Source organism: Pedobacter cryoconitis (genome assembly GCF_003259615.1).
Lineage (GTDB): Bacteria > Bacteroidota > Bacteroidia > Sphingobacteriales > Sphingobacteriaceae > Pedobacter > Pedobacter cryoconitis.
Map to the genome: position 1 here is coordinate 107,522 of NZ_QLLR01000011.1, position 24,823 is coordinate 132,344.

General features: G+C 40.2%; 20 protein-coding genes. 7 read left to right on the forward strand and 13 right to left on the reverse strand.

From position 1 onward, the window contains the following. Positions 1-12: 12 nt before the first annotated feature. Together LY11_RS12980 and LY11_RS12985 are read right to left on the reverse strand one after the other, a co-directional pair. Positions 13-2,775, reverse strand: coding sequence for a TonB-dependent receptor (locus LY11_RS12980; RefSeq protein WP_111634097.1), 2,763 nt, complete (start codon positions 2,773-2,775; stop codon positions 13-15). Positions 2,776-3,021: 246 nt separating this feature from the next. Further along, a complete protein-coding gene (locus LY11_RS12985) occupies positions 3,022-4,617 on the reverse strand; it encodes a tetratricopeptide repeat protein (RefSeq protein WP_111634098.1) in 1,596 nt (531 codons plus the stop codon). Between the two features lie 222 nt (positions 4,618-4,839). On the opposite strand from LY11_RS12985, the gene LY11_RS12990 reads away from it, so the two are divergent. After that, positions 4,840-5,040: a DUF3606 domain-containing protein gene (locus LY11_RS12990; protein WP_211321544.1), complete on the forward strand. Its 201-nt coding sequence runs from the start codon at positions 4,840-4,842 to the stop codon at positions 5,038-5,040. A gap of 38 nt (positions 5,041-5,078) precedes the next feature. Here the strand turns inward: LY11_RS12990 and cls are convergent, their stop codons facing one another. Together cls and LY11_RS13000 are read right to left on the reverse strand one after the other, a co-directional pair. After that, complete coding sequence (gene cls, locus LY11_RS12995) at positions 5,079-6,539, reverse strand: cardiolipin synthase (protein ID WP_170132678.1); 1,461 nt, start codon at positions 6,537-6,539, stop codon at positions 5,079-5,081. Between the two features lies 1 nt (position 6,540). Next, positions 6,541-7,305 (reverse strand): sulfite exporter TauE/SafE family protein, encoded by a 765-nt coding sequence (locus LY11_RS13000; RefSeq protein WP_111634099.1) that lies wholly within the window; start codon positions 7,303-7,305, stop codon positions 6,541-6,543. Positions 7,306-7,491: 186 nt separating this feature from the next. Here LY11_RS13000 and LY11_RS13005 point away from each other — a divergent pair, with 186 nt between their 5' ends. After that, entirely contained in the window at positions 7,492-7,857 is a 366-nt protein-coding gene (locus LY11_RS13005) for a response regulator (RefSeq protein WP_111634100.1), read from the forward strand. Between the two features lie 55 nt (positions 7,858-7,912). Here LY11_RS13005 and LY11_RS13010 read toward each other — a convergent pair whose 3' ends face one another. From LY11_RS13010 to map, 9 genes are all read right to left on the reverse strand, one after another. Beyond that, positions 7,913-9,097, reverse strand: a complete 1,185-nt coding sequence (locus tag LY11_RS13010) for an aspartate aminotransferase family protein (protein ID WP_211321545.1) — start codon at positions 9,095-9,097, stop codon at positions 7,913-7,915. A 99-nt stretch (positions 9,098-9,196) separates the two neighbouring features. Continuing rightward, entirely contained in the window at positions 9,197-10,462 is a 1,266-nt protein-coding gene (locus LY11_RS13015) for a sensor histidine kinase (RefSeq protein ID WP_111634101.1), read from the reverse strand. Positions 10,463-10,509: 47 nt separating this feature from the next. Then, positions 10,510-11,184, reverse strand: a complete 675-nt coding sequence (locus tag LY11_RS13020; protein WP_111634102.1) for a response regulator transcription factor — start codon at positions 11,182-11,184, stop codon at positions 10,510-10,512. Further along, positions 11,181-12,461: an NAD(P)/FAD-dependent oxidoreductase gene (locus LY11_RS13025; RefSeq protein WP_111634103.1), complete on the reverse strand. Its 1,281-nt coding sequence runs from the start codon at positions 12,459-12,461 to the stop codon at positions 11,181-11,183. Before LY11_RS13025 ends, LY11_RS13020 begins: the two co-directional genes overlap by 4 nt. 107 nt (positions 12,462-12,568) lie before the next feature. Then, positions 12,569-13,762 carry an anhydro-N-acetylmuramic acid kinase gene (locus tag LY11_RS13030; protein WP_111634104.1) on the reverse strand — a complete coding sequence of 398 codons (1,194 nt, stop codon included), beginning with the start codon at positions 13,760-13,762 and terminating at the stop codon, positions 12,569-12,571. Positions 13,763-13,892: 130 nt separating this feature from the next. Then, entirely contained in the window at positions 13,893-15,326 is a 1,434-nt protein-coding gene (locus tag LY11_RS13035) for an AcvB/VirJ family lysyl-phosphatidylglycerol hydrolase (protein WP_111634105.1), read from the reverse strand. Positions 15,327-15,334: 8 nt separating this feature from the next. Further along, complete coding sequence (locus tag LY11_RS13040) at positions 15,335-17,929, reverse strand: phosphatidylglycerol lysyltransferase domain-containing protein (RefSeq protein ID WP_111634106.1); 2,595 nt, start codon at positions 17,927-17,929, stop codon at positions 15,335-15,337. A gap of 92 nt (positions 17,930-18,021) precedes the next feature. Beyond that, entirely contained in the window at positions 18,022-19,251 is a 1,230-nt protein-coding gene (locus LY11_RS13045; protein WP_211321546.1) for an MFS transporter, read from the reverse strand. 16 nt (positions 19,252-19,267) lie between these two features. Beyond that, positions 19,268-20,068 carry a type I methionyl aminopeptidase gene (gene map, locus LY11_RS13050; RefSeq protein WP_111634107.1) on the reverse strand — a complete coding sequence of 267 codons (801 nt, stop codon included), beginning with the start codon at positions 20,066-20,068 and terminating at the stop codon, positions 19,268-19,270. 310 nt (positions 20,069-20,378) lie between these two features. Between map and LY11_RS13055 the strand changes: the two genes are divergently transcribed. From LY11_RS13055 to LY11_RS13075, 5 genes are all read left to right on the forward strand, one after another. Continuing rightward, the gene (locus LY11_RS13055; protein WP_111634108.1) at positions 20,379-20,834 is read left to right on the forward strand and encodes a GNAT family N-acetyltransferase; all 456 of its coding nucleotides are present in this window, start codon (positions 20,379-20,381) and stop codon (positions 20,832-20,834) included. A gap of 150 nt (positions 20,835-20,984) precedes the next feature. After that, entirely contained in the window at positions 20,985-21,692 is a 708-nt protein-coding gene (gene aqpZ, locus LY11_RS13060; RefSeq protein WP_111634109.1) for an aquaporin Z, read from the forward strand. A gap of 79 nt (positions 21,693-21,771) precedes the next feature. After that, positions 21,772-22,614 carry a helix-turn-helix domain-containing protein gene (locus LY11_RS13065; RefSeq protein ID WP_111634110.1) on the forward strand — a complete coding sequence of 281 codons (843 nt, stop codon included), beginning with the start codon at positions 21,772-21,774 and terminating at the stop codon, positions 22,612-22,614. A gap of 86 nt (positions 22,615-22,700) precedes the next feature. After that, positions 22,701-23,360 (forward strand): ankyrin repeat domain-containing protein, encoded by a 660-nt coding sequence (locus LY11_RS13070; protein WP_262510925.1) that lies wholly within the window; start codon positions 22,701-22,703, stop codon positions 23,358-23,360. A 12-nt stretch (positions 23,361-23,372) separates the two neighbouring features. Beyond that, positions 23,373-24,785 (forward strand): amidohydrolase family protein, encoded by a 1,413-nt coding sequence (locus tag LY11_RS13075; RefSeq protein WP_111634112.1) that lies wholly within the window; start codon positions 23,373-23,375, stop codon positions 24,783-24,785. The last annotated feature ends 38 nt before the right edge of the window (positions 24,786-24,823 follow it).

The window sequence follows — 24,823 nt, forward strand, 5'->3', positions numbered from 1 at the left end:
TATCTATTTAAATTATAACTTATAGCGTAAGCCTATCAGGTAAGTCTGTTCGTAAAAATCTTTGCGGATCAGGGTTTCATTGCCCCCTTCTTTTTGTTTTGGCAAGTCTGCATTCAAACTATTTTTACCTTTGATAAACAACTCATTAGGTGTATTCAGCAGATTTCCAGCTTTAATAAAAACACTGATGTTATTTTTAAATTTCTTCTCTACAGAAGCATCCATCTGGATAAATCCTTTCTGCCATAAATCGTTGTCAACAAACTGAGAAATCGTATTGATCCTTTCTCCGGTATAAGATCCTGCCAGCTGCGCATCCCATCCATGTTTGCTGTCTTTGTAAATCAATGATAGATTTCCCGTATGAGCGGACTGACCAAATAAAGGCCTGCTCTGTTCCACATTAATTAACTTCAGGTCACCACTTTCAGTTCTGATCCTGGTACTTTTGTCGGTGGTAATTCTGGAATGGGTATAAGTATAGTTGGCTTTAATCCCTATTTTATTGAAGAATTTGATATAATCTACTTCTAAGCCATAATTCTTAGCTGTTCCAAAATTGCCCGGTGTATAATATTGATCCTGTCCTCTAACCGGATCTGCCTGGATAGTATATTCAATCGGATCTTTGATCTTTTTGTAAAAAGCACCTACTAATAACTGATCAGTACTGTTCGGGAACAATTCATAACGTAAGTCAAAGTTATCAGCAATAGCACGTTTCAAATCCGGGTTACCACGTTCTCTGTATTCTTCATAAACCGCTCCTGAAGGAACAAGTTCATAAAATCCAGGACGATTCAGCGAACGAAAGTAAGTAGCTCTCAGGTTTTCATTTTTACTCAGCCCATATTTTAAGTTTAAACTCGGCAACAGATCAGTATATACCTGTTTTCCTACCGGTCTTGACTCTCCTTGCGGGAATAAAAGATGATAACCCTGGTTAGTATGCTCTACCCTTGCTCCACCGATCACTTCAAGTTTCGCGATCTTAAAATTGAACATTCCATACCCTGCAGTAGTTTGCTCAGCTGCATCATAAGTAAGCGGATTTGCTACTGCACCCTTTGGATTCTGAACTTCCCAGGTAATGTCTGTGTAATTCATGAAATCAGTACCATATAAACCTTGTCTGTTTAATGGAAAAAGGACATAATTATTGTAGAAATTGCTTCTTTGTTTGTCTCTGTAAAGCCCGCCACCTGTAAAATCTACCTTTGTACCTGCAATATCTGCGGTATAAGTTACATCCAGGTAACCCGCTTTATCTTCATCAGTATTTCTGGACCATCTATGGTCAACTTCTTTTGCGGTAGTACGGTTCTCCAGGAAATTTCTGCGTGTTCCGTTCAGCGTGATCGTTGTTTCATCAGGAATATCATTTTTAGCGGTAGAATAAACTGCTGACCACTGGATTTTCAATTTCTTCGGGATCAGCGTATGCTCTCCATGTAAAGTACTGTTATAAATTTGCTGTTCGGTAAATCTGGAACGGGTAGCATAAGAGATTTCCGCACTTCCGGCTCCGGCATTATATTCTGAAGTGGAGAAGTTTGTCGTGATCTGATCTCTTGTTTGTATACTGGTCAGGTTTACATAAGAATTAACCAGGGAAAGTTTATTTCTATCATTAAAAATATAATCTATTTTCCCATGTAACCCATAACGTTTTTGTTGTTCGCTAAACTGTCTTTCATCCATAGAAGTAATCCTGGAATATTTATCTACATCTGCCACAGTTGAGTTAAAGAATGCACTGTTTGTACCGCGGTAAGTATTTTGATAACTTCCTGCAATTAATACACCCAATTTGTTGTTTAAAAAGCGCTGTCCAATAGAAATACCGCCCACCAGGTTAGGATCTGCTTGTTTTGCTTTATAGTCTACAGTCCCTTTGGAGAAGTCGGCAGCTTTGGCATCATAAGCTCTGCCGTTAATTTCATAAGGTGATTTCGAATTGATTGCGCCTGCATCGAAAGCCAGGAACTTACGGTCAAAAAGCATCTGACTGTAACCTGTCGCTAAGTTTGCATTCACTTGTAATTTAGAAGGTGCATCTTTCATGACCATATTAACGACACCACCAACAGCGTCCCCCTCCATATTTGGGGTCAATGATTTGTAGACCTCCAAACGTTCCAGTAGTTCTGAAGGAAAAATATCCAGAGGAACATATCTGAATTTATTATCAGGACTCGGTATTTTGATACCATTTACCAAAGTATAGTTATACCTTTTATCCATTCCCCGCAGAATAGCGTATTGTCCGTCTCCGTTATTGCTTCTTTCAATCGTTACTCCAGACACCCTTTGTATGGCATTGGCCACTGTTAAATCCGGGGAAATTTCCATTGCCCTGCCAGAAACCACATTCATCACCTGCATAGATTTCTGTTCTATCTTTCTGGCCGTGCGTTCTGTAGAGCCTTCCTGTTTCGCTGCAATTACAATTTCACTCAGGTCATTAGTATTATCTTCACTCAGATAAACATTCAGCGCAGGATTATGCTCCTTTTCTACTTCAATTTGTTTGCTGAAGGTCTTGTAACTGATGTAAGAAACTTTAATGGTAAAAGTTCCTGCTTTAACATGTTTGAACTCGAAGGAACCGTCCAAACCTGTCATGGTTGTTTGTGTTGTGTTTTCCAATCTGACAGAAGCGCCGATCAGGGCTTCTCCGGTTCGATGGTCGTACACGTGTCCTTTAATGTTACCGGCTTTTGCCACCGCTATGCTTAAGAATAAGCAAAGAATCGTTTGTAAAATTAATTTCATTGTTCAAATGGTTTGTTTGTGAGCGTGTTGTTTTTTCGCTGCGACAAAATTGTATTATCCTTTCCGGACAGGCTAAAAATCACCGTGTACAAAATGTAAACACCGTGAACCGGGCTGTATACAAAGCGCATACAGCGTATACACATCCGATATAACTATTTGATATTAAGCGATATAAAAAGAACAAAGCCGCCGTTATCATTTAGTTAGCGTAACATTAAGGAATTGTTAATGGCCAAAAACACCTTAAATTGTCTGGATGAACGTACTTAAGTTATCCCCCTGACTGATGTTCAATTTTTTGCGCAGCCTGTACCTGGCTACCCGGAGGCTGTCCTGGGAGATCCCGAAGATCACTGCCATGTCTTTAGAACTCATATTCATTTTCAGCAAGGCGATTAAACGAATATCATTTACAGTCAGTTCTTCACAATGTGCTTTAAGATTATCAAAAAATGATTGGTGCAATTGTTCGAATACCTGGGTAAAATCTTTCCACTGCTGGTCATGGTTGATATTCTGATTCAGTTGCCTCACCAATTGCTGTAATTGCTTTTTCTGATCTCTTTTGTCTTCTTTGATCATTTCATCAAGCTTGGTCCGCAGGCTATCAAGGAAATTATTATGTTGTATCACTTGTAAAGTATGCGTGGTGAGTTCCCTGCTTTTGAGCTCCAGTTGCTCCTGCTGCGCCTGATTGAGCTGTTCATTCTTTTCTGCAATCGCCTTGTTTTCCCGAAGCTTCAGCCGCTGACGGGAAATAGTCAGCAGCCCCATTACAATGAGCAGCAAAATGACCACCACTACCGCTATACTGATAATCAGGTTTACTTTCCTGCTATTTTCCAGGGCGGCGATCTCATCATTTTTCTTATCTATATTATAAATGATCTGTAAAAAGGACATCTGCTTATTACTTTCGTCAGAATACAGGTGCAGCATATGTTTACGGCTCAGTTCCATATAATAATAAGCACTATCATTTTGCCCGGTCAGGTTATAGGATTTAGCAATATCCCGGTAAGCAGAAGCTTGCTGATATTCATTTTTAGTGGCGATGGACAAGCTTAAAGCAACTCTTGTATATTTTAACCCTTGCTTGTAATCACCCGTTTTACGAAAAATATCGCCTAAATTATTGATCACTTCAATACTGGAAACCTCATTATTTACGGCCTTATATAATTTCAAAGATTCATCGAAGTAATATTTCGCAGAGTCATAACGGACGAGGTCTTCATGGATGCTCCCCAGGTTTTCATAAATCTTTGCTTCTCCCTGTTTATACCCTGCCTTCTGATACTCTTTTAAGGCATGCCGCTGATAATAAAATGCGCTATCATAACGCTGTTCTTTTTCATATAAGTGGCCGATATGTCCATAAGTTTCTCCCAATCCTATACGATTATTGGTGCTTTTATAGAGCTTCAACGCCTGATCATATTGCTTTCTGGAAGCGTGTTTATTGAAATTCTGATAATAGACAATTCCCATATCATTCAGATTATCAGCGAGTAAGTCTTGTTCATTAAGCTGCTTGAATAATTTATCCGCTTGCTGATGGTATTCCAAAGATTGCGCATAATGCCCCTGGGCGTAACATATTTTCCCCATCTGCTGCAAGCACATCCCAATAATCTTTCTGTTGTTGTCTGCCAGCGCCTGATGATAGAGCTTTTTGAGCTGGATGAATGCGGAATCCGGGAAGCGGTGACTGAGTACCAGGGTATGTTTAAGGTCTTGCTCGGGTATTGATTTTGCCTCGGTTTTGTTCAGCTGGAATAAACATAAGATAAATAAAATAGAGGTTTTAAGATAAAATTTGCAGTTGACAGCTATCATTGGAGAACAATTAAAACAGCCGCTTGATTGGAAATCCGGCTCTTGCAAAGGAAGCCTTCTAGTATTAATACAATGTTAAGCCAATGGTAATGAATACTGAAATGTTAGGTTTTGTTTAATAACATGATAACATTAATTGTACAAAATAAGAAATAAAAGATTTAAATTTAGGCATAGGTATTGATATACATTCCCTACTAAAACTATTTAACCATATAATATATGCTCAGACACACCTATTACGATCCGAATGAAACGAATATGCCGGAGAACAAACTAATTGATTTACAAGAATATTATGAAGTGGAATATTGGTCTAAAAGATTCGGTGTTACACCAGAACTATTAAAGCGCGCAGTAAAAGAATCAGACAGTGCTGTCGCTGATGAAGTTGAAAAATATATCAGAACTAAATACGCTTAGTTATAGCAGATATTCAATTGTATTAAAGAAACGCTCAATTACATTAAAGGAGAAAACAGACGACTTAACTTTTCAGGAAACTGTTTGTATAATGGTCTTTTTTCCCACTCTTCAGGATTAATCTGTATGGCATCTTCCAGATCCTGATAGAATATTTTTGTCATTTCCTGAGCGGTATGACTATCATAAATAACACTGTTCACCTCAAAGTTCAGTTCGAAACTCCTATTGTCCATATTTGCCGTTCCGATCACAGACAACTGCTGGTCTGAAACCATTGTTTTCGCATGGATAAAACCTTTCTGATATTCATAGATCTCTACTCCTGCTTTCATCAAATCACCATAATAAGATTTCCCTGCAGCAGAAACCATTCTCGAATCCGATATGCCTGGCACCAATAAAACGACTTTTACACCACTCAATGCAGCCACAACAAGTGCATCCAGTAAACTTTCTCCAGGAATAAAATAAGGGGTGGTAATCAGAATTTCTTTCTCTGCCATACCTATGACCTGGATTAATGAGAACAGAATTGTAGGATTGTCTGAGTCGGGCCCGCTGGCAGCAATCTGCATAACCGCATTTTCGCCGTTTTCCTGGGAAGCAGAAAAGAAGTCCCGCTGAGGAACAAGTTCTTCATCCGCACAGAAATTCCAGTCACAGATAAACAGGTATTGAAGGTAATAAATGCCGGGACCTGTGATTTTTAGATGGGTATCGCGCCAATAAAGCTGATTTGGGCGTTCAGCGCTGTTGATATAGCGGTCACTTACATTAATTCCCCCGGTAAATGCAATGTTGCCGTCAATAACAATGATCTTGCGGTGATTCCGGTAATTAATCCGGTTGGCTAATGCAATGAACAGGATCTTATAAAACGGATAAGCCTGTACACCTGCATCAATTAATTGAGGTACAACTTTCTTACGGATACTCCTGCTGCCAAAATCATCATAGATTAAGCGTACCTGTACTCCTGTTCTGGATTTCTCCATTAAAATCTCTTTAATCGCATTGCCTATTTCATCGTCTTCATAGATATAATATTCAATATGAATATGATGTTTTGCTTGTTTTAAAGCTTCCAGCACAGCCGGAAATTTCTCTTCCCCGTTTTTTAAGATTTCCACTTTATTATTTCCGGTCAGGTTACTCAGGCCATCCTTCAATAGAAGTTTAACGAGTTTCTGATATTTCAGGAGTTCACTGGGCACACTGTTCCATATTTTCTCAGACTCTCTGAAAATCTGCTTCTCAATATGACGCTGCATGATTTCATTTTTAACGATCTTTTTACTGTATAATTTTCGCTTGCGGTAATTGGTGCCTACACAGAAATAAATGATAATTCCCAATATGGGAAAAAAGACAGTTAACATCAGGTAAGCGAGGGTCTTACTGGTGGAATGGGTGTCATAAATAATACGCAGACAAGTGGCTACAACTATCAAAGTATAGACAATTTCCAGTAAAAGTATCCAGCTAATTTCTTGCATATTATTTTAAAAAGATGTCGTAAGCAAATCGTAAAATGGCAAATACAACAACCATCAGGAAAAAAACCCTGATAAATTTATTGCCCTTCAATATAGCGAGTTTTGTGCCCAGAAAAGCGCCGCTAATATTAAAAACTGCCATAGGCAGCGCATATTGGTATAAAATATGGCCGGTACTGCTAAAATAACAGATAGCAGCCAGATTTGTTGCAATATTAATGAGTTTGGAACTTGCACTCGCTTTCAAAAAATCATACCCCATTAAGGAAATAAAAGCAAGGATAAAGAAGGTTCCTGTTCCAGGGCCGATCAGTCCGTCATAAAAACCGATGGTAAACCCAAAAAGAAAACCAATCAGCAATTGCTGAAGCCTGGTCAGCTCTTTAACTGTTCCTGCACCAAAAGTTTTATTGAAGTAAGTATAGAGCGCCACACTGATCAGCACAACCAGAATTAGTGGTTTCAAGAACCTGCTGTCTATTAACGTGACATAATGCGCACCAAGCATGGCCCCGATAAAGGCCATTATAGCCACATACAGCAAGAATTTCCAGTCCAGTCTGATGTCCCGCGAATATTTCCAGGCGGCAAAAGCTGTACCCGAAAGAGAAGGTATTTTAGTGGTTCCGAATAAAGTAGCCACAGGATATTGCGGAAGTACGATTAAAATGGCAGGGGTCTGTAATAGTCCTCCTCCCCCAACAACAGCATCAATAAAACCAGCGGCAAAAGAGACTACACAAAGAATAAGCAGATCGTAAAGCATATTCCCCAAATGTAACCAAAGATTTAATTCTGATGTCCCCGAATTTACATTTTCAAGGCAGAGATAAATAAATAAATAGGAGTCCCTCAGTATCAACAGATTGACTATTTGACGATTTCCTATGAAAAAGGCAAACCTTGGCATAAAATTGGTGGTACAATTATCAATTAACGAAACTCAAAACCTATGAACAAGAAAATTTTAATATTTGATGATGATCAGGAAGTACTGACTGCAATGGAGTCTTTACTTGATTTTGTAGATTGGGATCTGATTACCTTTTCAACTGGCCGGGATGCACTGACTAAAATTGAAAAGGAAAGTCCTGATTTGATTTTGATGGATGTAGAATTAGATGGATTTGACGGCCGGGAGATTTGCAGATCCATCAAAGAAAACTCAACATTACATCATATCCCTATTATTCTTATTTCAGGGAAACTCCGTCCGGAAATGATCGTAGATACGGAATTTGGTCCGGATGACTTTTTACCAAAGCCATTTAATATTGGTGATCTGATTGATAAAGTATATTTTCAGCTGGCTTCTTAATTTCAGTTCGCTCTTCTTAACTTATAACGTGCCGGGTGTCATAGAGCGTCCAGTACTACAGTGCGTCTAGTGCTTTTAAAATTGTGGAGCAGGCTTTCCTGATCTCTTCTTCGGTGATAATTAATGGAGGAGCAACCCTTAAGGCTGTTTCACAATGTAAAAACCAGTCTATGATGATACCGTCAGTGGCACAAAGCTGGCTTACTTTTTCTACCTGCTGGAAACTGTCCAGCTGAATACTCATCATTAATCCTTTTCCCCTAACCTCACGGATGAGCGGATGAACGAGTAATTTTTTGAATAATTCTCCTTTTGCAGCCACACCAGCTACCAGGTTTTCATCCAGGATAACTTCCAGACTTGCCAGTCCGGCTACACTTGATACAGGGTGTCCGCCAAATGTGGTAATGTGCCCAAGGATAGGATTTTCTTTCAACACACCCATCACCTCTCTGTTCGCGATAAATGCCCCGATAGGCATTCCCCCTCCTAATGCTTTGGCCAATAGCAGAATATCAGGTACAATGTCATAGTGTTCAAAAGCGAAGAGTTTGCCCGTACGGCCAAAAGCGGCCTGTATTTCATCTAGAATAAGTAAGGTTCCAGTCGCTGTACACTTATTCCTTAGTTTTTGCATATAGGTTTTGGAAGCTACCCTGATTCCAGCCTCCCCTTGTACCGTCTCCATAATCACACAGGCAGTATTTTTAGTGATCAGTTCCAGATCTTCTTCCTTCCCAAAGGTTATAAAACGAACATCAGGCAGCAAGGGACGATACTTTTGCTTGAAATGTTCATTGCCCATCACACTTAAAGCGCCATGGGTACTGCCATGATAGGCATGATGACAAGAAATAATTTCTGATCTTCCGGTAAAGCGTTTCGCTAATTTAAGGGCTCCTTCTGTGGCTTCAGTTCCTGAATTGACGAAATAAACATTATTCAGCTTTGAAGGCAGCACACTGATCAGTTTTTCGGCAAACCTAACCATTGGTGATTGTACAAATTCACCGTAAACTGTAAGGTGAAGGTATTTATCGAGTTGCGCCCTGATCGCGTCCAGCACTTTTGGGTTTCTATGTCCAATGTTACTGACCGCAAATCCAGAAACCAGGTCCATGTAACTTTTTCCGCTTTTATCATACAAATACATTCCTTCTGCATGGTCAACTTCAAGCATATTCGGACTGGTAGAGGTTTGTGCGTTGTTACGTAAAAAAAGTTCTTTGTGACTGATCATTGGGTTCCTGAATTTTGCGGTAAAACTACTTATAATTTAAACAGGCTGTAAGAAAAAGTACATCTTTTCCGTGTCAAAATCGGTGATCCCGATAGAATTTCAGTGATCCTGGTAGAATTTCAGGGTAAATATATGATGCGGCTCCTGGTAGCTGTAACTTAGTTTATAATGATACAGGTTGCAGATTTGCTGGGTAATAGCTAGTCCCAGCCCGGTTCCTTCAGAGGAATTTTCTTTATAAAACCGTTCAAATACGTGGTAACTGTCTAATGCTTTCGGTAATCCGGTATTGGAAACCGTAAGCTCGCCGGCATGCAGCTCTATTTTGATCATTCCTTTCTGCCGGTTATGCCTGATCGCATTGTTAATCAGGTTATTCAGCAGAATATCTGCCAGGTATTTACTCATGTGCAATTGCTGAGGTTCCAGCTGTTTTTCTACCTCTATTTCATTGGCAACAAACAACTCATGGAATTGACGCAGCTTTTGGGCCAGTAAAACATCCAATGCAATATCCTCTTCATCTTTGATCAGGTTATTCTCAATTTTAGCCAGCAATAACAGCGATTGATTGAGCCGGGATAGCTTATTTACGGCCAAATAAACGTCCTCTATCAACTCCCCCTGTTTATCTGTTAAAGCTTCGGTTTGAATTAGGGTGTCCAGTTTAGAGTTAATCACCGCTAATGGGGTCATCATTTCATGAGAAGCATTGTCTGTGAAAGTTTTCAGCTCTTTATAGTCTTGCCTGACCCTGTTAGACATAGAAATTACAGATTGATTCAATTCCTGAAATTCGTCTACCTGGGTATGCTGCACAGAAAATTCATTTTTATCTGCAAGATTAAAGGCTTTAAGTTGTTTAAGTATTTCATAAAATGGCCGCCACAAACTATTCAAAACAAAACGGTTAACTGCGATTAAACTGATTAATAGCAATACAATTATACCAAGTGTGATCAGAAAAATTAACCGCACCAGGTCTTCTGCTTCCAGGCTTGATTTGGTGATAGTGACTGCATATTCCTTTTCTCCAAGCTTCACAGAAGTATTCAGACTGCGCCCCGGCTCCGTTTCTTTTTCTTCCGGATTATTGTACCAGGTATTGCTAAAACTCCTGTCTGCGGTATCCCCTTTTTTTAATTCATGATAGCTTACTTTCTGATCTTTAAAGTCACTGGGTAAAGGAAGTTTATGATATTCATGAACACTGGCCAGGATTTCCTGCTCTTCAATTTTAAGGTCATTGTCAAGCTTGTTGGTCAGAATATAATGGATGGCAAAATAGTAGACAGCCCCGCTCAGCACTAATATAATCAGTGAAGTAAAGAGGTTAACTCTATTATATTTTTGCGCTAATTTCATCTTATTTCTTATCCCGGATTAACTGCAGGCTTGTACAAAGCACATCATCAGCTGCTAAATTTATAACCTACGCCGTACATAGATTTAATATAGTCATTACATCCTGCTTCCAGCAGCTTTTTCCTTAAATTCTTAATGTGGGTATAGATAAAATCAAAGTGGTCAGAAAGATCAATTTCATCGCCCCAAAGATGTTCTGCAAGCGCACTTTTAGTAATCACTTTACGCTGATTGGCAATAAAATAAACCAGCAGATCGTATTCTTTTTTGGTAAGATTGATATTATTTTGTCCAACTGTTGTCCGCATAGCGAGGGTATCGATGTTGATTTCCTGAAATACAATCAAGTTATTTCCATCGAAACTTTTCCTTCTTACAATAGCTGATACTCTTGCTTTTAACTCAGACAAATGAAAGGGTTTAACGAGGTAATCATCCGCACCAAGGTTAAGTCCCGAAAGTTTATCATCCAGAGAATGCCTTGCAGAAATAATCAGCACGCCATCTGTTTTGTGCAGTTGCTTCAGCTTGCGCAAAATCTCCATCCCATCGCCATCCGGCAAAGTAAGGTCCAGCACGATGCAGTCGTAATTGTAAATATTGATTTTAGTTAATGCAGCAGCATAATTTTCCGCTGTTTCACAGATATTACCTTCTTCAGTGAAATAAGCAATGATACTATCTCTCAGCGCTGCTTCATCTTCTACTAAGAGTATTTTCATGAAGTAGGTTCCTCATGCGCATCAACGGGCCTGATAATCATTCTTAAGGATTGATCTTTCGAGAAGTAAGCTACCGTCCAGTTATAGAAAGTCCTGAACCTGTTCCGATAAGAGATCAGCGACATCAGGTGAATAAATAACCAGGCCAGCCACGCGATAAACCCGTTTAAATGAATCCTTGGCTTAGGCAGGTCTACCACAGCTTTATTGCTGCCGATAATTGCCATACTCCCCCTGTCTTTATAAGTGAAACTGCGGGGAACTTTTTGTTCAGCAATACGGATGAAGTTGGCTGCCAGATTCCGGCCCTGCTGAATGGCAACCTGCGCTACTTGCGGGTGACCTTCCGGATAAGCAGGATCACCAGATTGTATCACGGTATCCCCAATGGCATAGATATTTTCCAGTCCCTGTACTTTATGAAAGCCGTCTGCAGTCATCCTTTTCCCCCGCCCATAACTAGTGGCAGGAATTCCTTCAAAACTCATTGCACTCACACCCGCTGCCCAGATCAGGTTTTTTGTGGCAATTTCTGTTCCGTCAGAAAGGATTACTTTATCATCTACAAAATCACTGACGTGACTGTTTAATAAGATTTTTACGCCTAATTTGGTGAGGGACTCATAAGTATTCACTTGTGATTTGGTACTCATGGGTTTCAATAAGGCCGCACCACCATCAACGAGGTAAATCTGAGCACCTGTATTTTTCAACTCAGGATAATCTTTGTGCATGATATTCTGGCGCATTTCTGCAAACATCCCGGAGATCTCTACGCCTGTTGGCCCGCCGCCTGCAATAACAATAGTCAGGCTTTTTGAAATTTCAGCGCGGTCTTTGGTAATGGTGGCTTCTTCGAAATGGGTGAGTAATTTATTACGCATTTGTATCGCATCACTCAGGGTTTTCATGGGAATAGCATTTTTCCTCACATTCTCCATTCCGAAATAGTTCGTCTCTGCACCAGTAGCAAATACGAGTTCATCGTACTCAATAGTCCCATTGCTTAATACGAGCTGACGGGATTCAGGAATCACTTTAAGCAGTTCTCCCAATCTGAAATGCAGGTTACTTTTATTTCTGAATAGTTTACGGATCGGATAACTGATACTCGAGGGTTCCAGAAATGCCGTAGCCACCTGGTAAATGAGCGGTGGAAAGAAATTATAATTATTTTTATCTACCAGGGTAACTTGATAGTGTTTCTTTTTTCCGAGTTCCAGGGCTAAGTTAATGCCTGCAAACCCTCCGCCTATGATAACTATTCGTTTCTGCATAATTTATAATTTAACTATCGGTGCCGGGAGCACTTGATGATAGTCTCTGACTAATGACAGTTAAAAGTAAATAATGTTTTGAAACCTGAATGTAAAAATTATTATTGTTAGCCCGGTAAACTGATTTTACCCATGGTAACGCTTGGTATACCGCGGCGTTGACCAAAATCAGTCTTTCCTCCGGCTACACATTCATTGGCGAGCAAGGCGAAAAGCACCGCTTCTTTAGCATCAGGATCTATCCCCAGATCAGCCGTATTATTTAAGGCAAAACCCAGCCCTTCACTTATCTTTTGTACCAGCAGAGGATTGTGCATTCCGCCTCCGCTTAAATAGACCTTAAATGACTGTTCACCAATAGATTGCTTGATCGCTGTAACGATACTGACCGCAGTAAATTCACATAACGAGGCTAAAACATCTTCTTTGGAGAGTTCATGCTGGCCGCTTGCTTGTTGTGCATTTTGCAGGTAAGACAGGTTAAATAATTCCGGCCCGGTAGTGCGCGGAAAAGGTTTTTCGAAGAACGGATGGGCTAATAGTGCCTGAACAAGTTTCGGGTTCGGAGTTCCTGATTTGGCTATTGTCGCATCCTGATCATAATATTTACCCGGATAGTTGAGTTGAACAAATTGATCCATTAAGGTATTTCCCGGCCCCACATCTGTTGAAAACACGAGATCAGGATTTCTTCCGCCAGGCAGATAGGTGAAATTTGAAATGCCGCCGATATTCAATAATATACGGTTTTCAACCGGACTGGAAAGCAGCAGGTAATCTCCATATACGGCCAATGGTGCACCTTCTCCTCCGGCAGCGATATGTTTTTGTCTGAAGTCACTTAAAGTAACTATGCCGGTTTGTACGGCAATATGGTCACCGTCTCCTATTTGCAGCGTAGCATTAGGAAAAGCTTTCTGCTGATGCAGGGAAGCGGGTGCATGAAAGATAGTCTGTCCGTGACTGGCTACCAGATCAACAGCGCTTACAGGGTATCCCCATTCTTTTAAAGCTTCCAGGATCAGTTTTGCAGAATAACTTCCGATCACTGCATTTAACAAAGTAACCTGCTGCAGTTCTACCTGCGTTTTGAAAGAGATCGCTTTCAACTCTTCTTTGAACTGCTGGCTATAAGGCATCGTTATGAAATGCAGCACCTTCAATTTAGTTTCCAGCCCCGACCCGGTGAATTCACATAAAGCAATGTCTAAACCATCTAAAGAGGTTCCTGACATTAACCCGGCAATAATTCTGGAAGGAGCTGCAGCTATTCTGGCTAGATCTGAGATATGTACATTCATATTGGTAAAGAGAAACGCTTTTGTTAAGAATAACTTTTATTAAAGATGCTTTTATAAAGGCAGATTTTATTGGGAAAGATTTTTATGACGTGATATTTCTATAACGTAATACTTTTATTGTGCGATATTTTTATTGCGGGATGCTCTTTAAAAGATCAAGAGACAATCCCTGGAAATTATCACCAAAATGATGATCACCCGGAACCATTTCTGTTTTCAAGCCTGCTTTGATAAATTTGGAGGCAATATCACCGCCTTCTTCTCTTCCAAAGAAACTGATTACAGGTACATTTCTGATCTTCTTCATTTCGGCCTGCACATTATAGGTTTCTGTGGTATTGCCAAAACTAAGCATATCCAGCACATGTATTTCAAAGTCGGCAGTCACATCCGGAGATAAGGAAAGTACTGCAGAAAGGCGTGATTTCAAGGCGGGTTCTAACCGGTCAGCAACAAAAGGAACAACAGATGCGCCAAAGGAATAACCTGCCAATACAAAATGTTCTTTGTTAAACTGGGTAGTATAATGCAGGATCGCTTTACTGAGGTCTGAGGTAGTCTTTTCAGGCGTACGCGCATCCCAGAAATACTTTTGTGCATCTAAACCTACTACAGAAAGTCCTCTGCCGGCAAGGGATTCTGCGAGTGACTGATCAAAGCTTGTCCATCCCCCGTCTCCGGAAATCATCAGTACCAAAGGAAGATTATTCTTTTTAGCCGCAGGAATTATGGTTAAAGGAAGGTCTTCCCCATAAAGTTTGATAGCTTGTGTTTTGAGTTCTTTATTTTCTCCTTGTTTGCGTTCTGCAAAGGAAGGTGCATTAATTATTTTTTGAAAAGCGGCTTTGAATTGCGGCTCCCACTCACTGGTCACAGCAAAACCATGGCCTACTTTTGGTAAATTAATCAGCTCTGCCATAGGCATATCTTTCAAAAAAGAGGCGGTAGCTGCATAAGGACAAGCCTCATCTTTAAACCCGTTCAGGACAATAAAGGGGGCAGTCAGTTTTTCATTTCTCTCCAGCCAGAACGAAATACCCGGTTTAAGCACATGTTGTGTCAATCCGCTTCCTTTACAAAAGGGTTTCTTCGCTACAATATCCGGACAAAAACCTAGTGCAACAGCCCCTTTAAAGGTATTGGCGGGTGCTTGTGCCAGAATCCCGTAAATCAGCGTTGCTCCATAAGAATAACCGACCAGCACGGGCTTTAAATAAGTACTGAATTTGTATTTTTTCTGAATCATTAAACTCAGTTGCTCGAAATCTGCAGCAGGGTAATAACAGTCAGTTTTACGTTTGGCTAAGGATTTCTGGTAATTCCGGGCATCAATCCCCAATACCAATGCGCCTTGTGCGGTAAGGTCATGGGCCATATCAATCACGCCATCTTTCCAACCGCCATCGCCCGAAACAAACAGGACAACTGAGGTTGGTTTCTGAACAGGATAATAAATCGCAATTTTACCGAAAGCACCGTACCGAAGAGATTCATCCCCTTTTATCGCAAACGATGGTTTGCCGAAACAAAATAACATTGCGATCACGAGAATCAATCTTTTCATAAGTTTTATTAGGGTTTAATGACTTTGGATAATACTGCCGGAATCTGAAGAAGGTCATAATCCTGTGCATAAACCAGGTATTTATTATGCCATACTGGTGAAAACTTGTCCTTCGCATCCCGGAGCCCTTTGTAATGAGAGAAAGATTTGATTTTCTCATAGGCAAATTTCAGGGAGCGTTCAGGAAGGTTTTTCGGATCATTCAAGCCTGACAAGGGTGCAAAACCAATGTTAACTGAGGTATATCCTTTTTCTTTCAGGTGTTTAAATAGTTCGACAAGGATAAAGTCAATTACGCCATTTGGTGCATCTGCAGTTTTCCTGATCAGATCGTAAGTACCTTCTCCTTTAGCATAGTCAGGGATAATATTTAAAAAGGCAACAATCTTTTCTTCTGAATTCTCAACAGTAATGATCGTTTGATTTTTCAGCTCTTCCCAGTCAAACATCCCCTGAGAGAACACGATTTCTTCCCGCTCTGTTTCTGCCAGCCATTCATCAGAGACTGATTTTATCTTTTGTAATAAACCGTCTTTAACCGGCGCTTCATAGATCTTGCTGTGGTATCCTTTTTCACCCACTTTTTTGAGGGCATTCCGGATTGATTTTCTGCTTCCTCCATCCAGCGTAAAAGTAGTCAGGTTAACGACCCCTTCCTGACCTAAGAATAAACGCTTTTTACCACTTTGAATAAACGGTTCCAGGTTTTCTTCAGCTACGCGGTAATAAAAGCTTTTCATCCCGCTTTCAAAGCAGTACTTATCAAATGATTTGATAAACGCTTTTAAGTTTTCAGGAGCTGTTACCGGAGATTCCAGAACTACGGCAAAGTTTCCGGCGATCCGGTAAGAAATAAATCCTTCCAGCTCAGGTGAACGGTAAATCAGTTTATCAGGATAGGTTTTGAAATAATCCATCGCTGAGTTCCCGTATTGATCTAACTGAGTTCTTGCCCAGTCAAATTCTTCTGCATCGGTCGTGTCTTTGATAATATATGGACGTATCAAAGTATAAACCAGGAAAGCTACGGATAGAAAACCGCTGATATTGATAGAATATAAAAATCCTCTTGCGAAAGCGTCTTGCGGAACAAGATCGGTACTGTCAATCAGCACAAAGTTTTCTAAAGTATATTTTATAGATTGAAGAATACCGAAATCAACATTAAAGTGTTTGGCATCCAGGAAATAAAAACCAATTGTACCGTATAAAACTACCGCAGCCACACTGAGCAAAGTCGTTTGAATACCTATAAAGCGGAGTCTGGAATTATGTTTAACGTAATATTCTTTTCTGGAAGCAATCAATCCGATAATAACGATGACAGAATAAAGTGCTTCTTCATAATCGAAAGCCTTGGTCAGGTTTCCAAAAAGGGAGAATACACATAAGCTCAGTGCGAAATACCAGGCCATTTTAAGCCCCCTGAGCATAAATGCAGCAGTAACGAGTAAAAATAAACCAACCACAAGTACAAAATAATTGGACGCTGCAATAGCTGAAATAGGCAGAAAGTTCTTTAAGAAGACCAGTCTTTCATGAATCGCCGGTGTCAGTACAGAGACTATATTTACAATCCCCAGGGCCAGGATCATCAACGCTGGTACGATGCGCATCAGCAGTTTGTTGATTTTCACCAGGAAACTTAAAGCGCCCAGTACCATCGGAATCCAGAATTCCATAAAACGGTAAAGGAAAGTCACGGATACAGCGGCTGCCTCTGAATAGCCCAGACGGATCAGCATAAAGGTCATTGATGCCTCTACAGCGCCTAAACCTCTTAAAAACGGAGAGATAATCAGGAAAACAACCCCCACTACATAAGCGATCGTAGCGATAATGATGGAAGGTTCAATATTCAGCGCGACCATTGCAATATAGATATGCACTACACCGATGATTTCTATCAGCATACTATATAAAAACGTCCAGATAAAGCCGTTACGCTCAATTTTATTACTCTTGAATTCAGCAAGGAAAACTTCTAAGGAAGGGAAGTATTTAACGAGCAACTGATAGACTTTACCGGCACTGGCAATAGACCTGTAAATCAAATAGATACCACCAATTATAACAAAGATAGAAATCAGTCCGATCCATTCTCCCGCACCTATACTCCCTTTAAAGATTGCGTAAATAAATACCGGGATCGCTATAACGACTACCGAAAGTATACCGACGAAACCGTAAATGGAAGAAGCGAAGTTGATCTGAGATTTAGTGACTCCCTTTTTCTCAATATCTCCGCTAAAAAAAGCCAGGGAAGAAACTCCTCCTGCCGGTAAAAATACACTGACAAAGTTCCTTTTCAGGTACAACATTGTGGAATCAAGCAGATTAACTTCACTTCCCACTGCTTTAAAAGCATATTTGTACATTAATCCATGAACAAAAATATAGACTACACTCAGGGCAATGCCTAAGGTAATCCAATCCCATTTCGAGGTCAGGACAAGGTGTTTTACTTGTTGGAGCTCTGCTTTTTCGTGTTGGATAAACCAGATGCCCAAACCAATAAAAAACAGCGTGAAAATATAACTCGCAATGATTTTATAATTATCCTTTATAAAGGGAACCGGGTTATATTGTGCAGGTAATTTCATGTATCAGTAACGCTTTTTCAAATAGTAATCAGGATAGCAAAAGTATGACAATTCTACTGATTAAAGAACTTCATGAAGTGAATTAGCCTAAACTAATTTCTTAAAACGTTTTCTGCCGCCGGTTGTTTTTTCTTTATACTTGATTTTGAAAAGATAACAATGCCGATTGCAATGAACGACCATAACAGCATTTGCCAGGTAGAAAGTGTCCATCCTCCATGTTTCCAGCACAGCAAACCAAAAAATGTGCCTATTCCTCCCCCGATAAAATAGGTCGTCATATAAATGGTATTTAAACGGCTATGGGAGTTTTCGTCTAAGGAATAAATCCTGGTAAAATTGGTAATTTGTGTAGCTTGTACGCCAATATCGAGGATAAATATGGCAATAATCATTACGATAACTGAAACCGGGAAGAGTTTAAGCAGCACCAGGCTGAATATAATCATGGTAACGCTGATGATTAAAGATTTCTTAATATTGCCTTTGTCGGCTAATTTCCCAAAATAAGGGGCTACCAAGGCTCCGCCAATTGCCACGATACCAAATAGCCCGATGGTATCTGCATGATAGCCAAAGGCCGGGCCGCTGAGATAAAAGGTAACAGTTGTCCAGAAGGAGCAGAAAATACCAAATGTAAATGCACCCAGAATAGCCGATCTGCGCAGCAGTTCATGTTCTTTGACCAGAGAAAGTGTTGATTTAAGTAAAGCTATATAAGTACCTGTAAATTTATGTTTTACATTTGGAAGGTAAAGTTTCAAAAGTACAGTTACAGTTAATACCATGATGGCTGAAATCGCATAAACATAACGCCAGCCAAGCCAGTCTGTGATGAAACCGCTGATCACCCGGGAACCTAATATACCAACCAGGATTCCACTAAAAACGATCCCGACAGTTTTACCCCGGTTTACCTTGTCCAGACTGGCAGCCATAGGCAGAATAATTTGTGCCGGTGCTGAACAGACTCCGATGAGCAAACTCAGCGCCCAGACAAAAATAACGCCTTTTGCAAGTACCATCAGGATCAGCATAACAGCCAGACTCAGCATCAGGATCAGAATTAACTTTTTACGGTCTACCTTATCCCCCAAAGGGATCAGGAAAAACATGCCCAGGCCATACCCCAACTGTGCAAACATGGATACTCTCCCTATTTCTACGTCAGTAGCTTTTAAGGAAATTGCCATTTCCTTTAAAATTGGCTGATTGTAATAGATATTGGCTACGGTAATACCCGCAGCAACAGCCATTAATAAAATAGTACCTGATTTTAACTGATCACCTTCCTGGTGCAGCATTTTAGTTTCACGATTCATCCAACCGTAAAAATAACTAATAATAGGATGAATTTAGATTCTTGTTTGCTTTCTCTGCAATTTCTATTAAAGTATAGTTTGATAAGATAGAGGCATGTCCTGGTTTGATACAAACATCGTGTTCAAAATGTACGGATGGTTTACCGTCTGCTGTTCTGACTGACCAGCCATCTTTTGATACCTTAATATCCTTAGTGCCCAGATTCACCATAGGTTCAATAGCAAGCACAAGGTTCTCTTTCATGATAATGCCTTCATTTTTTCTGCCATAGTTTGGGACCTGCGGATGTTCGTGCATGGAACGGCCCAGACCATGCCCTACGTATTCTCTGACTACGCCATACCCGTTACTTTCCGCATGCCTTTGTATGGCACTCGATATATTAGTTAAGTAACTGCCTGCCACTGCATGATTAATCCCTTCATAAAGACATTCTTTAGTTATCCGGACCAGCTCTATAACCTCCGGATCAGCTTCTCCAACGATAAAAGTATAGGCATGATCTCCATGAAATTCATTCTTAATGACCCCTATATCCACAGTAATAACCTCACCTTCACGTAAGGGCTTGTCGGTCGGCATACCGTGTACCACTACATCATTCACTGAAGTACAGATATGATGCGGATAGCCCTCATAGTTAAGAAATGATGGAATTGCTCCATGATCCGCAATATATTCGGCTGCAAGTTTGTCGAGTGCCAGCGTGGTAATTCCTGGTTTCAATATTTTAGCGATTTCAGCCAGGGTTGAGCTAATTAAGGTAGCACTGATCCGGATCAATTCTACTTCTTCTTCTGTTTTAAGTATAATCATGAGATTGCGGGTTATTTTCTTGTTCAGGAACAGTAACAAAGACTGCTAAAATTAGTAAAACGATTTGCTGGGTAAGGTAGGATGATTTGCGGTGAAGAGGTTTTTGACCAGAGACTGCTACTAAACGATAATCCAATACTTCGTTTGTTTAAATTGCCGTAACTATTTATTAGTTAAGGCGGAGCATCAAAAATAACATGTTTAAATCAGGAAACAAACAGAAATAAAAACACCTTATTCAGAAAACGGGTTTTTAATATCCATAGCTTGTTTACCAGATTTTTTTACCTTTAGTTTTTAACACATTATAATGGAATATACCGAGATATGTAAGCCTTTTGACTCCCTGACTGTAAAAGAGCTTTACGCGATATTAAAATTGAGAAGCGAGATATTTGTGGTCGAACAAAATTGCGTTTTCCTGGATACAGATGGCAAAGATTTGTCTTGTCAGCACCTGATGCTTTATCAAAATAAAGAATTGATGGCTTATGCAAGAATAGTACCTGCAGGATTATCATTTACTGAACCCTCTATTGGAAGGATTGTGAGCAGTCATGCAGCAAGAGGAAAAGGATTTGGCAAACAGCTGGTTTCACTGGCCATTGCCAACTGCAGGCGCTTATATGGAAATAAGCCGATTAAAATTGGCGCACAACTATACCTGAAGTCATTTTATGAGTCATTTGGCTTTGTAGTTTATGGAGAAGAATACCTGGAAGATGACATTCTGCATGTAGATATGATCAGGCCTGTAACTGCTTGATAATTAATATAGAAGCACATTGTAATCTGGTACAATTAATTCGTCATTTAATTGTATGTTTTTGATAAAATATGATTAATATTATATAAGGGTTTAAGTTTTTGTACTTAAAAACCACTTATCTATCAATCATAATTTAATCAATCTCACATGGAAACAACTACTTTTTCAAAATTCTCAGCCGAATTTTTCGGCACACTGGTACTGGTCCTGATGGGCTGCGGCAGTGCTGTAATTGCTGGTGCAGATGGCACCAGCGGAGTCGGTTTGCTCGGCATATCCTTTGCTTTCGGGTTATCCGTAGTCGCTATGGCTTATGCAATCGGCCATATTTCAGGCTGCCATATTAACCCGGCAATCTCTATTGGTATGGTTGTGGTTGGACGTATGAAATCAAGTGAGGCAGTTGTTTATATTATTGCACAGGTTCTGGGGGCAATTGCAGGTGCAGCCATTTTATACCTGATTGCATCTGGTAAGGATGGTTATTCGCTAGCTGACGGTGGTTTAGGTCAAAATGGTTACGAAGCGGGCTCCCCTGCCGGCTACAGCCTTATTTCTGGCTTTGTTGCCGAAACTGTATTTACCTTTATCTTCCTGATGGTGATCTTCGGTTCAACTTCTACAAAAAACATCAACGGTGGTTTTGCTGGCCTGGCCATTGGCCTGAGTTTGGTATTGATTCACATTGTAGGTATTAAAGTAACTGGTGTGTCTGTAAATCCTGCCAGAAGTATCGGTCCTGCATTACTCGTAGGTGGCCGTGCAATCAGCCAGGTTTGGTTGTTCATTGCCGCCCCTGTTTTAGGAAGCATACTGAGCGCTGTAGTATGGCGTTTCCTGCTGGAGAAAAATTAATGCTGTAAATCATAAAGAAAGACCCTGTTTTTTTCGTTTATTGCGAAACAAAACAGGGTCTTTACTATTAAAACCATTGATGCTTTTACCTACTGTCGGCATAGAAAAGATTTTCAATCTGCCCTATACCCAAGAAGATTTTAAGATTATTTACCATGCTCCTATTGGCATGCCGGTTATACCGCAGGCACATAAGCATGATTTTTATATGATAATGCTCATGGAAAAAGGCACAGGCACACATACCATAGACTTCTTTGCGCATGAGGTTAAACCTCAAACGGTCTTCTTTTTAGCGCCGGGACAGGCACATCAGTGGAACTTATCGGCAGATACTTCCGGGTTCCAAGTCATGTTTTCTCCCGATTTCCTTTTACAGGTACAGCAGAAGTTCCCTTTTTTCACGCCCAGCGGAAATAATTCTTTAGTTTTAACAAACGATGCTTACCATCAGGTGGTAATAGCACTAAAAAACCTCATACTGGAGGCTGACGGTCAACAGGCTTTTTATCTGGATCTGCTGCAACATCATTTACAAATTGTGCTGCTCTTGCTTAAACGTGCTTACCAGTCCAGTTTTAAAATCGAATTGCCCCATGCTGACCACCGTATATTGAGTCACTTTCATCAGGCACTTGAAAAACATTACCACACGCATAGTGATGTAGCATATTATGCTGAAATATTGAACGTTACACCCAACTATCTGAATCAGGTATGCCGAAAAAGATCCGGCAGTACTGCTGGCGATCAGATCCGCGAACGTATCTTGCTGGAAGCTAAAAGAATGTTAACCCTTACCAGTTCAGACGTTAAAGAGATCGCCTTTACCTTAGGTTTTAACGATACTTCTTATTTCTCCAGGTTCTTTCGGAAATACACGAAGTCCAGTCCTGTTGAATTCCGTAAAATAAACAATTAGTACCCGTGATGTACTAATCTGTCCTATATCCGCAGAAGCAGAACTCCTAAGTTTGCCAGATGAGGAAACATTACAAGCTGCAATTAATGGTTTTGCTTTTTTTGACCTGCATCGCATTCAGCGCTTGTGCTCAGGAAAAGAATATGGAAAAAGAAAAAATAACAGTTTTTAAAATTATAGCTTCAAACGATATGAATTCATTAAAACAGTGGATTGCGGAGCGCAACAGTGTTGAAATTCGCAATGACAAAGGTGAAACTCCGCTGATTGCAGCTACTTATGGTAACCACATAGAGATCGCTCAATTACTAATTGATGCTGGTGCTGATGTAAATGCGCAGGACAAAATGCTGAACAGCTCATTTTTATATGCCGGAGCTACGGGTTATCTGGAAATCTTAAAAATGGGTTTGAAAGCAGGAGCCGATTATAAGGTATTTAACAGGTATAATGGGACAGCATTAATCCCCGCGTGTGAAAAAGGGCATACTGCAATTGTTGCTGAATTATTAAAGGATAAATCTTTCCCTGTGGATCATATCAATAAATTGGGCTGGACCGCTTTACTGGAAGCAATCATCCTGAATAATGGGAATACCAGGCAAGTGGAAATAGTAAATATGCTTATCCAGGCTGGCTGCAATGTAAATCTGGCAGATCACGAAGGAGTTACTCCGCTAACTCATGCAAAAAACAAGGATTTCAAAGCAATTATAACCCTTTTAGAAAAAGCTGGCGCACATTAATAGCAATCAAATATGAAAAAACTATTTATTTTAACTGTTTCCCTCTTTCTGGGACAGCTGACCTTTGCGCAGCAGACACAGGCGGATCTGATGATTACCGGCGGCAATATTATTAATGTTAAAACAGGGCAGCTTAGCTCAGACCAAGTGATCATTATTCGCAATGATAGTATCATTACAGTTATTGATCAAAGCAAAAATGCGCACTGGAAGGTGAAAAGAATTTATAATGCAGCTGGAAAGTTTATCATTCCCGGACTTTGGGATATGCACATGCACTTTGGCGGCGGAGATTCGCTGATCCAGGAAAACAAGAACTTACTCCCTCTTTTCCTTGCACATGGAATTACAACGGTCAGGGACGCTTCAGCAGATTTAAGTAACAGCGTGTTGCAATGGAGAGAGGAAATTGCAAAAGGTCAGCTTCAGGGGCCTACTATATTTACTTCGGGTCCAAAAATAGAAGGTTACAAGTCTATCTGGCTTGGGGATATTGAAGTTGGCACTAAGCAGGAGATCAAACTGGCATTGGATTCTTTACAAAAACTAAAGGTTGACTTTGTAAAAATCACGGATAATACTTTAAAACCCGCATTATTCCTGGAAGCGATCAAAATGGCCAGAGCAAGAGGGTTTAAAGTTTCTGCACATATCCCTTCTTCTTTAACGATGAACCAGGTAGCTGATGCCGGGCTAAGTGCGGTAGAGCATATTGGTTACGCGCTAAAGGCAGGCACTAAGGATGAACAAGCCATATCTGATGAAATTGCTGCTGGTACGCTAAAAGGGAAAGCTATCAATGAAAGGATTATCGCAGATTTCGACGAGGTATCGGCATTTAAGGCTTATAGCAATATGGCTAAACACGGCATGTCTTTAACCCCTACGCTATCGATCAGCCGCACGGTTGCTTACCTTGATCAGAATGACCATAAAAATGATCCTTATTTAAAATATATAGGGAAAGGGATTCGCAAAACATATAACTGGCGCGTAGAAAGAGCGGCAAAGGATGGCCCGGAAGCCATTGCCTTCAGACACCAGGTCTTTGAAAAATCAGCTGCTGTTTTACCTCTTTTACAAAAGGCAGGTGTAAAAATCCTGGCAGGTACAGATGCGGGGTATCTCAATTCTTTTGACTATCCAGGAATTGGCCTGCACCAGGAATTGGAATTGTTGGTCAAATATGGCTTAACTCCGTTACAGGCTTTACAGGCTTCAATTATCAATTCACCTGAGTTTCTTAATCAAAAGCAATATGGAAGTATTAGTTCTGGTAAGAAGGCTGATATTTTAGTGCTGGATGAAAACCCGCTGCTTAATATCAAAGCAACTCAAATGATAAATGCTGTGGTTGTAAAGGGACAGTTACTGGATCGTAGCCATTTAGATCAGCTACTGGAAAGTATCAAAGCTATGAATTAACGTAGGTTTGATACTAAAGATAGTATAAGTTAATACGT

Coding starts and splice junctions, on each gene's coding strand:
- LY11_RS13035 (WP_111634105.1), bottom strand. CDS start 15,326: ATGAAAAGATTGATTCTCGTGATCGCAATGTTATTTTGTTTCGGCAAA.
- LY11_RS13070 (WP_262510925.1), top strand. CDS start 22,701: ATGGTTTTGCTTTTTTTGACCTGCATCGCATTCAGCGCTTGTGCTCAG.
- LY11_RS13030 (WP_111634104.1), bottom strand. CDS start 13,762: ATGAATGTACATATCTCAGATCTAGCCAGAATAGCTGCAGCTCCTTCC.
- LY11_RS13020 (WP_111634102.1), bottom strand. CDS start 11,184: ATGAAAATACTCTTAGTAGAAGATGAAGCAGCGCTGAGAGATAGTATC.
- LY11_RS12980 (WP_111634097.1), bottom strand. CDS start 2,775: ATGAAATTAATTTTACAAACGATTCTTTGCTTATTCTTAAGCATAGCG.
- map (WP_111634107.1), bottom strand. CDS start 20,068: ATGATTATACTTAAAACAGAAGAAGAAGTAGAATTGATCCGGATCAGT.
- LY11_RS13075 (WP_111634112.1), top strand. CDS start 23,373: ATGAAAAAACTATTTATTTTAACTGTTTCCCTCTTTCTGGGACAGCTG.
- LY11_RS13040 (WP_111634106.1), bottom strand. CDS start 17,929: ATGAAATTACCTGCACAATATAACCCGGTTCCCTTTATAAAGGATAAT.
- LY11_RS12990 (WP_211321544.1), top strand. CDS start 4,840: ATGCTCAGACACACCTATTACGATCCGAATGAAACGAATATGCCGGAG.
- LY11_RS13010 (WP_211321545.1), bottom strand. CDS start 9,097: ATGATCAGTCACAAAGAACTTTTTTTACGTAACAACGCACAAACCTCT.
- LY11_RS13055 (WP_111634108.1), top strand. CDS start 20,379: ATGGAATATACCGAGATATGTAAGCCTTTTGACTCCCTGACTGTAAAA.
- LY11_RS13005 (WP_111634100.1), top strand. CDS start 7,492: ATGAACAAGAAAATTTTAATATTTGATGATGATCAGGAAGTACTGACT.
- LY11_RS13025 (WP_111634103.1), bottom strand. CDS start 12,461: ATGCAGAAACGAATAGTTATCATAGGCGGAGGGTTTGCAGGCATTAAC.
- cls (WP_170132678.1), bottom strand. CDS start 6,539: ATGCAAGAAATTAGCTGGATACTTTTACTGGAAATTGTCTATACTTTG.
- LY11_RS13065 (WP_111634110.1), top strand. CDS start 21,772: ATGCTTTTACCTACTGTCGGCATAGAAAAGATTTTCAATCTGCCCTAT.
- LY11_RS12985 (WP_111634098.1), bottom strand. CDS start 4,617: ATGATAGCTGTCAACTGCAAATTTTATCTTAAAACCTCTATTTTATTT.
- LY11_RS13015 (WP_111634101.1), bottom strand. CDS start 10,462: ATGAAATTAGCGCAAAAATATAATAGAGTTAACCTCTTTACTTCACTG.
- aqpZ (WP_111634109.1), top strand. CDS start 20,985: ATGGAAACAACTACTTTTTCAAAATTCTCAGCCGAATTTTTCGGCACA.
- LY11_RS13045 (WP_211321546.1), bottom strand. CDS start 19,251: ATGAATCGTGAAACTAAAATGCTGCACCAGGAAGGTGATCAGTTAAAA.
- LY11_RS13000 (WP_111634099.1), bottom strand. CDS start 7,305: ATGCTTTACGATCTGCTTATTCTTTGTGTAGTCTCTTTTGCCGCTGGT.